Origin of the sequence: Gynuella sp. (assembly GCF_050297175.1) — a bacterium.
GTDB lineage: Bacteria > Pseudomonadota > Gammaproteobacteria > Pseudomonadales > Natronospirillaceae > Gynuella.
Map to the genome: position 1 here is coordinate 225,542 of NZ_JBNKSF010000039.1, position 15,291 is coordinate 240,832.

Here is a 15,291-nt window from a genome sequence, read left to right on the forward strand (position 1 = left end):
AATCGAGGCAGCATCGCCCCTGCGGGGCTGGACCTCGCTACGCTCGGCCGCTGCTTTGGGCGTTAAGCACCAAGGGGAAATCATGAGCAACACCCGTAAATTTGAAGTGCTGCTTGAGATCGCTGAGAAGTTAAATCAAGACATAGGCTCCGTTCCTGTTTTATATGGATCTTTGGGTTTATCCCGTGCAATTGAAGTTGATCTTCAAACTGATGATATTGATATCCTAATCGAAGATTGTATATTCTCAGAGCGCCTATCCTATATTCATGGTTTAATGGAAGAGCTAGGTTTTACCTTAACTGATCCCGAAGAAAATGAATTTCGAAGGGGCACAACAAAGGTTGGAATTGCTTCCGACGGTGATATGCTATCTTTTTCCGGTGTAGATCCATTGAGTCTTGCTGTTGAAAGTTCAGCTGCGAAATTTAGAGTGCTATCACCAGAACAATATTTGGCGACATACAAGGCGTCTAGTTTGGATGGTTATCGTAAAAAATGCACACAAGAAAGATGACCAGTCAAAAATTAGGCTTATTGAGTCGCAGCTAAATGCATAACAAAACCATCAACCCGAAACCCTTACGCCGCACTTCTTGGGCTGGTGCGAGCGCCAGTATAGCCCCAAAAAGTGCTCTGGTCGGTTGTGGATTATGGAGGCGCTAAATAGCAAAAAGGACGATAGGTACCAAATCCTAGATTCATAAAATAATTGCATTCATTATTGGGGCTATAGCTTTGTACTCGGGCTATAAAATTCTGCCTGGGCTCCCAGAGGTTTATGCTAGTTGGCAGGCGTTTTTCGATCAAAACGAGTCAGTCTATGCGATATTAGTCACTCGCCTGTGTTTTTCGGTTCCTTTCGGATTGCTCTTGGTCGCCATATTGGTTTATCTCAATAAGCGCAGCTATTTCATTTTTCCTGTATTGCTAATTAGTTGGTTTTTCTTTATTAGTTATACGGTTTACTTAGTATTAATATTGGTGCTCTACTGGTGGTTCGAGCTATCATCAAGTTGCCATTTAACAAGGCGCTCAAGCCTCAAGCAAGGACGCAGCATAGCTGCGCCGCTTAGCTTGGTGTTAGAATTTTTTCTTCACTTTATAAGTGAACATTCTGTGGCACCGACAAATCCGCGACTGCACACAGGTAAAATCAGGTGGCATACAACGCCAGTCGTTGGGTGCCAAATAATCAGGAATTGGCTCAGTCCAGCGGCAATTGTGATTTGAAGTTCAGCAGTTTCCCGGTCATGCCAATTCTAACAATGCAAAGCTGCGGACCACGGGCGTGTCCGCAGTTTTAGGCGTTATATTTTTCGATAGGTCGGAGATATGGAGATTGGAAAAGGCTTTATAGTTGACTTTCTGAGAGCTATTGGAGTTCCCATCTATTATATGTTGCTTTTGATTTTAGTAGCGGTCTTAGGTGATTGGCTCGAGTATACGCATAAAGTATGGATGTATTATGTGGCCGCGGTATCACTGCCCATATTTGGATTGTTGGGTTCATATATTTTGGCGCCTATATATAAATTGGGCTATATGTATGGTGTATGTATAGTTGGTTGCATTCTTGCTTATATCATGGCTTTTGACAGTTACTACCCTGAATGGCATGAGTTCCCTTATATGCAAACTCATAAACCATTTTTCATTACAGTAATAGTTGCTATTATTACATCAATAATTATTAGGTGGTTACATATTTATAAATTAACGTGCCCACCACAAATATAGCAAAGCGCAGCAGTCGGACGGTTTGTTCCGCGGGGCATTTGTGTTTGATAACACAAATGCCCCACTCCACAAATCGCCGCTGTGCTTGGCGTTAAGTATAAAGAGTAGGGTAAATGAGACATGGATAATCCATACCAAGCGCCAAAGTCAGATATCGATAATGGTGAGTTACAAAAGCGATCTGTATTCTGGAAAATATATTTTTTTATAATCACTATATTGTCATTTATTGGAATGGTGTCACTTTTATTGTCTAGTGGTGCTGGAATAATCGATTATACTGAGTTCGTATTATTGATTATTGCAACAGCAGGTCTTTACGGATTTGTTTTTACCAAAAAAGTACTAAGCCCAGGTTTCTGGGTGCCTTTTTTAGTATTTTATTTAATTGCTGGAATAGCTTATGAACCTTTATCTTCAGTAAATATGAGGGAAGGAATGTCTGACGATGTGTACTATATCAGCGTAGCAATTGGATATATATTTTCACTCCCAGGTTATTATGCCCTTTACAAGTACGGTCAAAAAAGTGAACAACCGTGGACAAATACTTAACAATACGTTGCACCGGATAAACCGGTGAACGCGCCGTTAGAATTGTTTCCTCACTTTATAAATGAACATTCTGTGGCACCAACAAACCCGTGACGGTACACAGGTAAAATCAGGTGGCATTCAACGTCAGTCGTTTGATGCCAGGCAATCAGGAATTGCTCAGTCCAGCGGCAATTGTGATTTGAAGTTCAGCAGTTTCCCGGTCATGCCAATTCTAACAATACAAAGCTACGGACCACGGGCGTGTCCGCAGTTTTAGGTGTTAATTGAATTTCATGAAAATATACGCATTGTTAATTTTATTTATTTCCAACACTTGTTTCGCTGAAAAAATATACATTGGTTATCAAGTATCTGCTTTTTCACGTGGAGGTCTCATTTTGGGTTATGACCTTGATAGGACTAACGCCTTAGAGTTCCATTTAAATGGTTCAGACTTTGGCGCTACCTATGGGGTTTCATACAAAAGGCACTATTCTGAAGGAAACTATCTTGTTGTTGGTTATACCGGCTTAAATTGGTACGACTATGATAGTGAGAACCGAGCCAATCTATATGGTTTCAATGTGGGAATAGGGCATGAATTCGGTAGTCGGGAAGAAGGCAAATGGTCCTACCCAATAGAAATAGGAGGAGGGTCAGGATATGAACCTAAGAAGGAGAAATGGAGACCTTTGGTATTCTTTGGTTTCGGAGCACTCTATAATTAACAAATACAAGCACAGCTACTCCTTACCTCGCGCGTTTCGTAAACGTTATGTGTCGCGGTTTTAGATAATAAGTGCAATTGGTAATAGAGAAGCCAGCTGATAGAGTCTGCGCTTCTCCCGACCAAGAGACAAAGCACCTTGAACGACCATCAGCTGACTGAAAACGAACGATACCAGATTTACTCTCTATTGAAAGAAGGTTTGAACCAAAAGCAGATAGCCGAAAACCTTGAGCGTAGTCCGTCAACGATATCCCGAGAGCTGAACCGTAACAATGGACTTCGTGGCTATAGATCTAAACAAGCACAGGCGAATAAATGCTCATAAGCGTATTAAGTTGACGGCAGAAGTAACCGGTTGGATTGCGACGCTGATCAGACAAGACCTCAGCCCGCAACAGGCTGTTGATTATTTGAAAAGGCATAAACGGACCGACCTGCATTATGAGGCGGTGTATCAATTGATATACGCAGACAAGGACGAAGGTGGTGATCTCTATACACACCTGAGAGTAGCTTCCAAGCCTTACAGGAAGCGTTATGGACAGTCTGATCGGCGAGGAAAGATATGTAATCGAGTTGATATTGATGAGAGACCGAGTGTTGTTGATCTTCGATCACGCATTGGCGACAGGGAGGGTGACACGGTTATCGGTAAAGGTCGAAAGAGTGCGTTATTGACGATGGTGGAAAGAAAGACACTATATACCATCATCGTGAAGTTAACAGGCAAACGAGCGGACTTACTAGCCGGTGCAGCGATAGACAAAATGGTATCAATGAAGAACCGAATTAAAACGATTACCTTCGATAACGGTTTAGAATTTTCTGAACACGAACGCATAGCCGAGACATTAGAAACGGATATTTATTTTGCTCATCCGTACGCATCCTGGGAGCGAGGTACAAATGAAAATACCAATGGGTTAATCCGTCAATATTTTCCAAAAGGCACAGACTTCAACCTTGTCAGTGAAAAAGAGATCCAAGAAGTAATGAATCGAATGAATGATCGACCAAGGAAGACAAGAGGCGGTCGATCACCCAACGAACTGTTTTTGGGGCTGTGCAGAGACTTACTGGCAGCCTAAAACAAAGAAATTGCAGTTATTACTTGAAACTGCGTCCGAAGAACGTTCAAATAATGCTTAACACACCACTGCACACCGATACATACTGCTGCTGCAGTATGTGCGGGTGAGCGGGGCGTTATGTATCAAATTTTTTGAGGACACTATGTTTTCACCAATAATATCGATTCTATTTGGAGTAATGTCATTTTTAATGTCCGTACCAGTAGTTCTTCCAGTTTTTGGATTAGCATTAGGTGCAAATGGATTAATTAAACAATTAAAACTGAGCGCTGATGCTCAAACCAAATGGATAAAAAATGCCTCTATTGTAGGAATTGTAATATGCTCTATTTCTGTCATTTCATTTTTCCTGCTAAGAACTTGAATTAGTCGTCTACTCTATACATAACCAACTAATCGAAAATCGTTCCCGTTGGTCACTAGACCCATTTTTCAAATGCGCCTTTTATTCAGAACGTTAGCATCATGGAAATTTGGGCATGTTTGAATACCACGGCTGGGTCACTGTTCGGGATGGTGTAAGCGAGTCAGAAGACGACTCAGTTTTACACGAGCTAAATTGTAGAGACATTGAAGCGACCATCGCTCAATATAAAGATGATATGTCAAGGGTCGAGCTTTACTATCAGAATGGTTCGCCTTACGTGAGATTGGACGGTGACAGAAACCACTATAAATCATGGGTTCTGGATTTATTTATACAAATAGGAAAAATTGCTAAGGGTTTGCACAGTCTCCTATACATAAGAGACGATGAAAGCCCTGAACACCATAATGGATTTCAGGTTTGGAGAATGACTGGGAGTGGAATAATTCAAATGAAAGACATATTGCTTTCTCCATGCGACCCATTAATAAAAACGTATGAAAAGTAAAATGCTAACAAACGGTTGCTGTCAGACAGTCAAAAACTCCGACCAAAAAGCGTCCTCAACTTTTGACTGCCACAGAACCGGGCGTTAGCAAAAAATGAGGTCAATGAGTAGTTTGAAGAAATTATTGAATGCTACGAGATAAGTGTTTGGGCTATTTACTCTTGTAGCAATGGTTACCTTATTTGTGCTCTCGCTTACTTTACTAAGCAAGGACACAATTTAGTTTATCGTCGGACTTTTTTTGCTGGTAGTTTTACCATTTGGCAACATTGGATATTCAATAGAAAAGAAGCGCTTTGAAGTTCTCGATTCTCTCAGCAAGTCTAGCCTTCAAGAAAATCCTAATAGGCCGACCGGGTATTTCCTGCGGCACTGTTAGCTAAATCAACCAGCTGGCAGGGGTTTAAATAGCCTAACAGACACATCAAACATCGCTCTACTTCGTTCCGCTGGATCTCGCTCGGCCTTTTAGGTGGACGTTAGGGCTCCGAGTTACCCACAGAAATCAACTGAGCATATAGAGCAATATTGATTAGCGCATAGAATGAATATTGATGTCGCATGCAAAAAGGCAGTATCAATAAAGCAAAAGGGGATCTTCCAGCAGGCATTGATTTCATTCACCAAAACATAATCAATCATTAATACAAATCAAAACAAACTTTTATTTAACGCATATTTGTCCTGTTCCGTGATCAATATACCTGAAATGGGTGCCAAAACCCCAACTCCAGACATACTCCCCCTACATCAGTAACGATTTCTCTTTCACTAGGTTGGCAAAGGCACACAACCGATAAAGTCTATTCGTGTGCTTTGTCAAACCACGGTAACGAATTGTGCAATCACCAAACAGGATAGGCCATGCTGCGAAAATGAACGCTACTACTGGAACAGAAATATTAAGTAACGTCCAACCATATTTCGTTCCTCAACGAAGCATCCTTTGTTCAGATGGATACAGTACCTGCATTCTTTCATCTCAGCAGGATCACAATGTGATAGCCGTTTTATTTGAAGCCCAATTACTACCAGACAAGCAGCACCGGTACTTACAGCTAGCGGAACAATTAAAACCGCTTCTCGATAATATCGATGGTTTTGTATCCATTGAACGATTTCAAAGTACAACGAACCCAGACAAGATCATATCTCTGTCCTGGTGGCGGAATGAGCGGTCAATCGAGCAATGGAAGCGGAACTCCCTGCATAAACTTTCTCAAGAAGAAGGTAAACGATCAATCTTTTGTCACTATAAAATTAACGTTCTCACCTCAGTTCGGGAACATTGCTCTCAATAACAGGTTCAAAAACCATGCAAGACATTCACATCATTTTAAAAAATACTCCCGGAGAACTTGCCCACTTTGGAGAACTATTGGGCAAGAATGGCGTTGGTCTGGAAGGTGGGGGCGTATTCACGGTCAATACCCAAAGCCATGCTCACTTTTTAGTCGAAAATGGCGAACGAGCCAGAGATATTCTTATCGACAATGGATTCGAGGTGGTGGCGGTAATCAACCCGATTATACGTCGGTTAAAACAAGAGCAACCCGGCGAGTTAGGTGCGATCACCAAAGCACTGGCAGATAAGGGTGTGAATATCATTACCCAATATAGCGATCACCATAACCGATTGATCCTGATAACCGATAACGATACATTGGCAGAGCAAGCAACGACTGATTGGACCGCCTGAACGTGAATAAGAAAAATACTTATCCCGAGACACCAACTGGCTTTGCTCAGGAGGCGGCAATGGCAGCCCTTGCGTCTGCCATGTCGGATACTTCCCGGATGAAAATTCTGTGCGCATTAATGGATGGGCGTGCATGGACTGCCACAGAGTTAAGCTCCATGGCAGATATCGCGGCTTCCACCGCCAGTGCACATCTATCCCGGCTGCTTAACGCCAACCTTGTGACCTGTTTGTCACAAGGTCGCCATCGATATTTTCGTCTTTATAACGGTTCTATTGCCGCATTGCTTGAACATATGATGGGAGTCACGTTCCACTATTCAATCAAACCGCCAAATTTGAAAGTACCAGCAGAGCTGTTAAAAGCAAGAACCTGTTACGACCACCTGGCTGGTGAAATTGCCGTTAGCCTATATGAATTCTTGAGCAATCATCATTGGATCTCAGAGGATGGCAACAACCTGACAACACACGGCAAGGAAAAATTCTTACAAATGGGCATTAGCATAGATGAAAAAACAAGACGGAAAGAATGCTGTGCCTGCCTGGACTGGAGTGAACGTAAGTTCCATCTTGGCGGACACGCTGGAGCAGTATTGTTCCGGTTTTTTGACCACGATGGGTGGATTAAAAGAACTCCGGGGTATCGGGAAGTGACGATTACGCCTAAAGGAAAAAAGGCTTTTAAAGCCCACTTTCTCATCAACAAATAACGGCCCTCAATTGCCTGTACAGCGTTGCTCCTCTGAAACCTGGCGAAAATATTAAGACAGATAAACACTATCTTTATCAGCAGTACTCATCCAACTCGTAACAACCACACATTTATCGGGCCATTTTAATCGTAAAAACATCCCGCTTTACTCGGCGGCTGCATCCATGATATTGATGGTTTGACTTCAAGTACATTCATTATTTTATTCTCAGTTATAACAACCATAATCAATAGGGCATCTGATTTATTGAGGAACTTTTTGCCCCTTTTTTTGTCTACACACAGGCATAGATATTTTTATAGTCAACACTACAGTTTAATTGATTATGGCCATTACGAAGGGTCGGAGAATGAGCGAAATTGAATATTTGAGTTTTAGTGAAATCAACCCAGATGATTTCCTGGAAATCGCAAATGAGGAGTCATTGCGGACTCATTTGATCGAGCATGCGTATTTTGATTCATCGAGCATCAGAGAATGGGTGGAAGATAAGATCAAGATTGATGCGCTTCCAGGTTGTCGAATTAGAGCAGTTTATATAGATGGTTCACTGGCGGGTTGGTGTGGCATTCAACCCGATGACGCAGGATTCGAACTGGCCATCGTTATTTCTAAAAACTTCTGGGGTTGCGGCATTAAAATATTTAAATCCTTAATGATCTGGGCTGCTGAGCTGGGTCATCAAGAAGTGTTGTTCCATCTACTGGAAAGCAGGCCAGAGTATTCAGCATTAAGAAAAATGGCCAACAAAGTGCAAAAAACCGAACTCCTCGGTCGCGTATTCACCACTTATTTTATGTCAGTTCGTAACGAATAACGGCGTTATCGCTGTTACAAAAACCATGTGCCGGACTTAAGGTTCATCAACACCAAATATCTCTCCGAACACCCAAAGTGTTTATATATTCTGCTCCAGCGCCTGACCACACCCTACACACCATTTTGCCTTAGGTGTTCGAAACAACTTACCGCACCGCTTGCACTTCGGGCCATAACTGCTACGTCGTAAATAAAACATAACGTCATAACCCATATTTTTATAGCCGGTCAATGCTTCAAACTTTGCGGTCGCTTCCGGACAGCAGTTCGCCCTGGCAGTGGCAATATCGCAATTATGAGTAGCACGATAATTCTTGATTTTTTTAATGGTATCTTTGAGCAAAGGACTCAGCTGACTCCATTCCTCTTCATTCAGCATGGGCAGTTCTTTACCCACTCTCCAACAATATTCTATGTTCATATTCGCCCCCTCTATTTCACGGTAATGAATCATCTGTTGATCAAGATAGTTTCACAAAAGACACGAGCACCCCAGCTTTTTCTATCTGAAACCTGACCATCACCTATTTCAATTAATCGAAGTTCGCCATCAGTACGCTGAACCACATCTACTGAATAGAATGGTGCGTTATGACGGGTAGCGATTTCGGCAACGATCGGCGGGATACCACCACCGGGCGAGTAGGGCTTGCCATTGAACACGAAGTACCGTACTTCGCTGTCTTCGATAAACTCTTCAACTCTCCTTAGCGCGATTCCCCCTTCGATCTCTCCCCGATATTTTCGTATTAAGTCAATAATTTCCAGAACTTCTAACGGAGAATTAGCAATAGACCCTCTTTCGCTATAATTGGATTTCACGAAATCTTTCACGAAAAACTGATTCCATCCGGACTTTTTTGCTTCCGGGACGGCATCCTCTTCATGTTCAATGAATATCGTTTCCGCAGTAAATTCAACGACCGCATCATACCATCCGGTTATATGATGTGATCGAACAAAATTATCGGCACTGGTGAGCATCTCTCCACCCCGTTTTCTCACAAGATTCGAAAGCCTGTTATATGTATCCGGGTTTAACATCCAGCCACGGTAAAGAACAATATCACCATTTTCTATTGGAGGCTGAGGCCAAAATTCACCAAACACTAAAGCATCGTAATCATACAAAGAACATGTAATGCCCTTTTCCTTCAGTAGCACATACTCTTCACCAAAAGGACCATCGGCCTCTTTTTCGTTTAATGGGTTACGTGGAAACAGTAGTCTCATAATTTTGTATATTAACGCTCGTCATTGGGACCAGTTTGAGGAACAAAGATCGTCACACTCACCAGAGCGCAACCGTCAATTTCAGGCGTTTGACGTTTGCCAGACATGATAAAGGCCAGCTATGTCAGACGAACACAACAGCGGCATCGCTTCTTTAATATTCTCCAATGACCAATCCCACCACGTCATTTCCAGCAACATTGCAATTTCCGGTTCAGAAAACCGTTTCTTTATTGGCTTGGCAGGATTACCACCAACGATCGTGTAAGGCTCAACGTCTTTAGTCACTAAAGCCCGGCTACCAATAACCGCGCCATGGCCAATCTTGACACCTGCCATAATCATTGCCTCTGAGCCAATCCAGACATCACTGCCTATAACCGTGTCGCCAGCACTCTGGAATGCATCAACTGATTCTGAAAATGCAGGTTCTTCATTCATGTAGAAGAAAGGGTATGATGTCACCCAATCATATCGGTGCCCTTGATTGCCAGCCATTATGAATGCCGCTCCCGACCCTATGGAGCAAAAGCTTCCAATGATCAATTTATCAACATCCATTCCATCTGGCTGAAGGTAGCGGGCGCAATCATCAAATAAATGACCATGATAGTAGCCTGAATAGTAACTAAAACGCCCAACGGTGATATTTGGGTTCTTAACCTGTTCTGCCAGGGGTTTTCCCTTAAAAGGGCTCTCAAAGTAATTTTTCATTAGATGTTATACCGAACATTCCCAAGAAACATGTCTGTTACAAGTTTGGCCTGCCTGACGAAATAACTATCTCCAGGTTCTCTATCAGACCAGCAATAATCGTACTTTCACCGTTTAGTGATTCAAAGATTATTTGATGTTTATCTCCACAACCAATAGAAAATTCATGTATCAAATTGGCCGGCATTCTGCTGTTAATGGACATGGATTGAAACCTTCCAATGTGAAACTTGCCACCCGAACAATCAGCAAACTCCGCCTTCAAGCGTTGACTCCAACCACTGGTATCAAAGTGATATTTAACAAGAAAGACAGTGGGAAAGACCTGATTTTCCTCGATTGTGATAGTGGTGTGGGCTTCGCATTCCTCCCCGATCCGATAGTTCAATCCAGATGATCTCAATCTCTCCAAGGAGTCTTCTAAAGACCCCTTAGTTTTGAATGCGACACCGCTAAACCCCCGGTAATTTGTATCTTTCACGCCAAACCGGATCCTGAAGTGTATGAATTCGATATTTATATCACCAAAATTGATACCGATACTGGTGTACTCATCTTTCTCCGTCAGCGGCCAGGCAAGGGGTAACCCAAGCTGCTCTGATACTTGAGTTGCGGTTGTCAGTGGATCGTCGACCTCGATCATGAGATGGTCTATTTCAAACATTTGGAATCTGCCTTATGTGATTCAGCTGAGTGCGGTGACTGGAGAGATAGCAAACAAACCAAACGTTTGAACCAGCCCTCTCGCGACAGAAGGAAGCGATACAGGAAGAATGGTTCAGGACAGGCCCTAGGGAACCTCTGAAAAATCACGTGCCACAACTCAGTTAGTCTGGTTAGTCGTAGATCTAAATTTACCAGTATCGAGTTTCAGGAGTCCAATTCAAAGTGCAGGCTGTTTTCACTTGAAGGTAGATTGATCGTAAAAGGCCAAAGATCCTTTTATTTGTCTGATCTTGAAACAATGATCTGCGAGAACGTATAAATTGCTCTCGACACTCTTTTTCTGTTCCTTTCAAATTCATTTTATGAGCTCCGGTATCGCGGTTATCAAACGCCCTTATCTGCAATCATATGATCAGCCAATCAGACACGGTATACGGCAGACTTTTCCCGGAAATTGATCGTGATTTGAAGCAAGGAGATGTCAGAGCCACGGCCGTGGCTCTGACAGTGAGTGGACTATCGTTTTGACGATGGTGATTTGGAGTTTCTGTTTCTCAATCCAAGTAACAGCACACCGAGCAGGGTCAGCAGGCCGGCACCAATAGCACCGGACCAACCGCTACCCTGTGTCGCACTGGCAGATTTCACAACCGCTACAGCTCCTGGATCTTCCACTGCCGCATTCACCAGTCCATCGGCATCATTGGCACCTCCGTCTTCAATCGTCAGTTGCACGCAGTAGTAACCAGGTTGCATACCCATGACCCAGCTGTCGTCTCCCGGAGGAGGACAGTAACCCAGACGTCCCGGGGCGGAGTGGATTTCGTTGTTGGCATCTTCCACAAAGGTACTCCACTCACCGTTCTGATATTTCCGGTAAACGGCGTTTTCAGGAATGGCTTCTGTCAGTGGCAATACGATGCGTACGGTTTGTCCCAGGGTAGGCAGTTCCTGAATCTCAAAGTCGAATATACCGCCTTTGAAGTCAAAGTCGTCATCGGTTTTGAGATCATCCTGGTTGTTGAGGTCATCTTCGCTCAGTCGCGCACCACCATCTTCACCCATCATGGCAAATTGGCCCAACCGACACAGTACGCCCGGATCACATTCGAGCAGATAGGAGTCGGTCACCCTTGCCTGTTCCGGCAGTACGTTGGTGGCAACGATGTTATCGAGATAATCCGGGATGCCATCGTCGTCACTGTCGCCAGTGCCTTCGGTGGCATCATCATGACCATCACCATCGCTGTCAGTGGTACTGACAAGTGTCGGTTTTGCCTCTACGACCCGGAAGTACAGCCGGGCCGTGTCGCTGGCTCCCTCTGAGTCGGTTACGGCCAGTTGCAGACGGTAGCGACCGGCCTTGAGTACAGTGGGATCAAACTCGAACGTTGCTTCGTTACTGTCGTCTTCAGTATCCACCAGACTGCTGGCACTGGCGCTCCAGCTGTAGGTAAAGGTATCGCCGGCATTCGGATCGACCACTGTCGCCGTCACGGTGGCGTTACCACCGTCTGGTGTCACCAATATGGTACTGCTGCCGTTTTGCTGTAGATCCAGGGTAACTTCCGGTGCCACATTGCCTTCTACCAGGAAGAAGCTCATGGTTTTCTTGACGCCCGAGTTGATATCGTAGATATCGATATTGTCCGGATCATAACCACCACTAAGATCATCGCTATCGCTGGTCTGATCATCGAGTTTCAACTTCAGAATTTCAGTCCCTTCAAAAGTGCTGTCGGTATTGATGTTGAAAGCAATGGTTTTCGATATTTCATTACTGGTAAACACCACCAGCGTATCGCTGAGGTCGTGATCACTGCTGTCGGCGGTGCTGTTGGCAGTATCAATGATGACCGGTACCGAGAATGGATAATCCGGTGCGGTGCCATTGAGTATCACTTTAAAGCGGGCCGGAGCGCCTTCCACGACGGTTTTGTCTTTGCCAAAGGACACCAGCGGCCGGATGCGCACAATCTGATCCACGCTGCCGGTATTGCCTTTGTGGTCGGTGGCCTGCCAAGTGACATAATTCAGTCCCGGCGGCAGTAGTACGGCGTTATTGACCATGCCAACAACACTCGGCTCACAACAGCCATCGCCATCGATGTTGTCACTGACCAGAGTAGCCAGTGCTGCATCAATAGCGCTGGTGTCAGCATCGCTGTCGAGTCCGAGCAACTGCGGCAGGGAAATCACGGTATACAGACCGGTAGAGTCGAATACCACGTCATCAGGAGCACTGATATCCGGATCCGTAGTATCAAGATAATCTTCCGGATCTGTTGGATCAGTACCGTCGATCGCTTCCTGATAATCCGGAACGTTATCGCCATCCGTGTCAGTGGCGACCACCACAGCAATATTGAAAGGCGGCAAACTGGTACTGGCGGTACCATCACTAACACTGATGACAATATCCGAATAAGTATCCTCATCACCACTGGCAGGAGTGCCGGTCAATGCACCGGTACTGGTATTAAAGCTGGCCCAGGACGGTGGATTGCTGATGCTGAAGGTCAAGGTATCACCAATGTCCACATCAGAGCCATTTGGTTCAAAGCTATATGGAACACCCACCTCTGCTGTGGTACTTGGTGTACCAACGATCACTGGCGCATCATTAACGTTGGTGACCGTAATACCAAAGGCGGCAAGGCTGACACTGGCGGTACCATCACTGACACTGATCACGATATTGCTGTAACTGCCCACGTCACCATTCACCGGAGTTCCGGTCAACGCACCCGTCGAGCTATCAAAATCCGCCCACAACGGCTGATTACTGATGCTGAAGGTCAGCGTATCGCCGTCGCTGTCAGTAGCCGTCGGGATAAAGCTGTAGGCGCTGTCTTCCGCAACGGTGATATCCGGGTTACCGGAAATCGTCGGTACGGTATTGGTGTTGTCGATGGTCAGACTGAACGTTTGACCAGACAAACTATTGCCCGCGGCATCCGCCACGCTAAAGCTGAAGCTGTCACTACTGCCACCAATGTCGGTGTAGCTGATGACACCGGTATCGAGATCGGCCTGAGTAAAGGTATCGGAATTGGCCAGAACGTTACCACTACGTTTCAGGCTGCCATGGGTCGGCACAGAGGTCAGAGTAAAGGTCAAGCTGCTGCTGACGGCATCCGTGGCGCTCAACAGACTGGCACTGATGGTTTTGGTGTAGCCGGTTTTCAAGGTCAGGCCGCTGTTGACTGACAGGGTTGGCGCAGTACGATCCAGTGCAGCAGTGGCCGTTGCCGCCGCTCCGGTATTACCGCTGGTGTCGGTCAGGGTCACGGAGATGGTCAGAGTACCATCACTGAGACCAGAGACATCGATGCCGGTGACCTGCTGAGTAGCACTGCTGAGGGCTCCAGAGCCGGTCACCGGTGATCCACCGCCATCACTGCTGATGCTGTAACTGTAAGTCGCACCCACTTCTGCACCGGCAAAGGTGAAACTCAGATTGGTTGCTTCGGTGGCGTTGAGCACGGTGTCGTCCACACTGACGCTATAACCACTTGGGGTTGCGGCGTCGAGAATGGCAGTATCGGTTACGGCGGTCGCGGCATTGCCAGCAACATCGGTGACGACAACCGAAAGAGTCAGGGTGCCATCACTCAGGCCCGAGATGTCTACCCCGGTGATCTGATCGGTTGCGGTGCTGAGCGTCCCGGAGCCGGTCACTGGTGTACCACCACCTGAGCTTGAGATGCTGTAACTGTAGCTCGCCCCCACTTCGGCACTGGCAAACGTGAAGCTGGCACTGGCCGCATCAGTGGCGTTGTAAGTGCTGTTATCCAACACGACGCTGTGACCACTCGGGGCCGTACTATCCAGAGTCGTAGTGTCGGTCACGGCGGTCGCAGCATTGCCCACCGTATCGGTCAGCACAACGGACAGGGTCAGCGTGCCGTCACTGAGACCAGATAAATCCAGCCCGGTGATTTGATCGGTCGCGCTGCCAACTGTACCGGAGCCGGTCACCGGCGTTCCGCCACCAGAGCTTGAGATGCTGTAGCTGTAACTCGCCCCCACTTCGGCACCGGCAAAGGTGAAACTCTGGCTCGAGGCTTCGGAGGTATTAATGGCGCTGTCGTCAAAACTGACGCTGTGGCCACTCGGCGCGGTGGTATCCAGGGTTGCCGTATCGGTCGCGGCCGTGGCAGCGTTGCCGGCGGTATCGGTGAGCACAACCGACAGGGTCAGGGTGCCGTCACTCAGACCGGATAAATCCAGCCCGGTGATCTGATCGGTCGCGGTGCTGAGCGTACCGGAACCGGTCACCGGCGTTCCGCCACCGGAGCTTGAGATGCTGTAGCTGTAACTCGCCCCCACTTCGGCACTGGCAAAGGTGAAACTCTGGCTTGAGGCTTCGGAGGTATTAATGGCGCTGTCATCAAAACTGACGCTGTGGCCACTCGGCGCGGTAGCATCCAGGGTTGCGGTATCGGTCACCGCGGTTGCGGCATTACCG

At 45.9% G+C, this 15,291-nt stretch carries 14 protein-coding genes and 1 pseudogene; 10 read left to right on the plus strand and 5 right to left on the minus strand.

What is annotated here, in order from left to right; all coding sequences use genetic code 11:
• The first annotated feature begins 82 nt into the window (after positions 1-82).
• From ACQY6I_RS17165 to ACQY6I_RS17210, 10 genes and pseudogenes are all read left to right on the plus strand, one after another.
• Complete coding sequence (locus tag ACQY6I_RS17165) at positions 83-517, plus strand: hypothetical protein (RefSeq protein ID WP_428242724.1); 435 nt, start codon at positions 83-85, stop codon at positions 515-517.
• Positions 518-1,860: 1,343 nt separating this feature from the next.
• A complete protein-coding gene (locus tag ACQY6I_RS17170) occupies positions 1,861-2,295 on the plus strand; it encodes a hypothetical protein (RefSeq protein ID WP_428242725.1) in 435 nt (144 codons plus the stop codon).
• Between the two features lie 275 nt (positions 2,296-2,570).
• On the plus strand, positions 2,571-3,005 hold the full coding sequence (locus ACQY6I_RS17175) for a hypothetical protein (protein WP_428242726.1): 435 nt from the start codon (positions 2,571-2,573) through the stop codon (positions 3,003-3,005).
• Positions 3,006-3,143: 138 nt separating this feature from the next.
• Positions 3,144-4,095: pseudogene (locus tag ACQY6I_RS17180) on the plus strand (IS30 family transposase).
• A gap of 145 nt (positions 4,096-4,240) precedes the next feature.
• Positions 4,241-4,462, plus strand: coding sequence for a hypothetical protein (locus tag ACQY6I_RS17185; RefSeq protein WP_428242727.1), 222 nt, complete (start codon positions 4,241-4,243; stop codon positions 4,460-4,462).
• 115 nt (positions 4,463-4,577) lie between these two features.
• Positions 4,578-4,973: an Imm7 family immunity protein gene (locus ACQY6I_RS17190; RefSeq protein ID WP_428242728.1), complete on the plus strand. Its 396-nt coding sequence runs from the start codon at positions 4,578-4,580 to the stop codon at positions 4,971-4,973.
• A gap of 875 nt (positions 4,974-5,848) precedes the next feature.
• The gene (locus tag ACQY6I_RS17195) at positions 5,849-6,274 is read left to right on the plus strand and encodes an antibiotic biosynthesis monooxygenase family protein (protein WP_428242729.1); all 426 of its coding nucleotides are present in this window, start codon (positions 5,849-5,851) and stop codon (positions 6,272-6,274) included.
• A 14-nt stretch (positions 6,275-6,288) separates the two neighbouring features.
• Complete coding sequence (locus ACQY6I_RS17200; RefSeq protein WP_428242730.1) at positions 6,289-6,672, plus strand: hypothetical protein; 384 nt, start codon at positions 6,289-6,291, stop codon at positions 6,670-6,672.
• A gap of 2 nt (positions 6,673-6,674) precedes the next feature.
• Positions 6,675-7,385, plus strand: a complete 711-nt coding sequence (locus ACQY6I_RS17205; RefSeq protein ID WP_428242731.1) for an ArsR/SmtB family transcription factor — start codon at positions 6,675-6,677, stop codon at positions 7,383-7,385.
• Positions 7,386-7,737: 352 nt separating this feature from the next.
• Positions 7,738-8,205 (plus strand): N-acetyltransferase, encoded by a 468-nt coding sequence (locus ACQY6I_RS17210; RefSeq protein WP_428242732.1) that lies wholly within the window; start codon positions 7,738-7,740, stop codon positions 8,203-8,205.
• Between the two features lie 81 nt (positions 8,206-8,286).
• Here the strand turns inward: ACQY6I_RS17210 and ACQY6I_RS17215 are convergent, their stop codons facing one another.
• The 5 genes from ACQY6I_RS17215 to ACQY6I_RS17235 all read right to left on the minus strand — a co-directional run.
• Positions 8,287-8,628, minus strand: a complete 342-nt coding sequence (locus ACQY6I_RS17215) for a hypothetical protein (RefSeq protein WP_428242733.1) — start codon at positions 8,626-8,628, stop codon at positions 8,287-8,289.
• A 29-nt stretch (positions 8,629-8,657) separates the two neighbouring features.
• Positions 8,658-9,440, minus strand: a complete 783-nt coding sequence (locus ACQY6I_RS17220; RefSeq protein ID WP_428242734.1) for an ATP-grasp domain-containing protein — start codon at positions 9,438-9,440, stop codon at positions 8,658-8,660.
• A gap of 81 nt (positions 9,441-9,521) precedes the next feature.
• Positions 9,522-10,154, minus strand: a complete 633-nt coding sequence (catB, locus tag ACQY6I_RS17225) for a type B chloramphenicol O-acetyltransferase (RefSeq protein ID WP_428242735.1) — start codon at positions 10,152-10,154, stop codon at positions 9,522-9,524.
• A 37-nt stretch (positions 10,155-10,191) separates the two neighbouring features.
• Positions 10,192-10,818 carry a hypothetical protein gene (locus ACQY6I_RS17230; protein ID WP_428242736.1) on the minus strand — a complete coding sequence of 209 codons (627 nt, stop codon included), beginning with the start codon at positions 10,816-10,818 and terminating at the stop codon, positions 10,192-10,194.
• Positions 10,819-11,336: 518 nt separating this feature from the next.
• Positions 11,337-15,291 (minus strand): putative Ig domain-containing protein (locus tag ACQY6I_RS17235; protein ID WP_428242737.1); only part of this gene is annotated, 3,955 nt, incomplete at its 5' end.

Excerpts from the sequence above, each read along its gene's own strand:
- ACQY6I_RS17165 (WP_428242724.1), top strand. The coding sequence starts at position 83 with ATGAGCAACACCCGTAAATTTGAAGTGCTGCTTGAGATCGCTGAGAAG.
- ACQY6I_RS17170 (WP_428242725.1), top strand. The coding sequence starts at position 1,861 with ATGGATAATCCATACCAAGCGCCAAAGTCAGATATCGATAATGGTGAG.
- ACQY6I_RS17175 (WP_428242726.1), top strand. The coding sequence starts at position 2,571 with ATGAAAATATACGCATTGTTAATTTTATTTATTTCCAACACTTGTTTC.
- ACQY6I_RS17185 (WP_428242727.1), top strand. The coding sequence starts at position 4,241 with ATGTTTTCACCAATAATATCGATTCTATTTGGAGTAATGTCATTTTTA.
- ACQY6I_RS17190 (WP_428242728.1), top strand. The coding sequence starts at position 4,578 with ATGTTTGAATACCACGGCTGGGTCACTGTTCGGGATGGTGTAAGCGAG.
- ACQY6I_RS17195 (WP_428242729.1), top strand. The coding sequence starts at position 5,849 with ATGAACGCTACTACTGGAACAGAAATATTAAGTAACGTCCAACCATAT.
- ACQY6I_RS17200 (WP_428242730.1), top strand. The coding sequence starts at position 6,289 with ATGCAAGACATTCACATCATTTTAAAAAATACTCCCGGAGAACTTGCC.
- ACQY6I_RS17210 (WP_428242732.1), top strand. The coding sequence starts at position 7,738 with ATGAGCGAAATTGAATATTTGAGTTTTAGTGAAATCAACCCAGATGAT.
- ACQY6I_RS17215 (WP_428242733.1), bottom strand. The coding sequence starts at position 8,628 with ATGAACATAGAATATTGTTGGAGAGTGGGTAAAGAACTGCCCATGCTG.
- ACQY6I_RS17220 (WP_428242734.1), bottom strand. The coding sequence starts at position 9,440 with ATGAGACTACTGTTTCCACGTAACCCATTAAACGAAAAAGAGGCCGAT.
- catB (WP_428242735.1), bottom strand. The coding sequence starts at position 10,154 with ATGAAAAATTACTTTGAGAGCCCTTTTAAGGGAAAACCCCTGGCAGAA.
- ACQY6I_RS17230 (WP_428242736.1), bottom strand. The coding sequence starts at position 10,818 with ATGTTTGAAATAGACCATCTCATGATCGAGGTCGACGATCCACTGACA.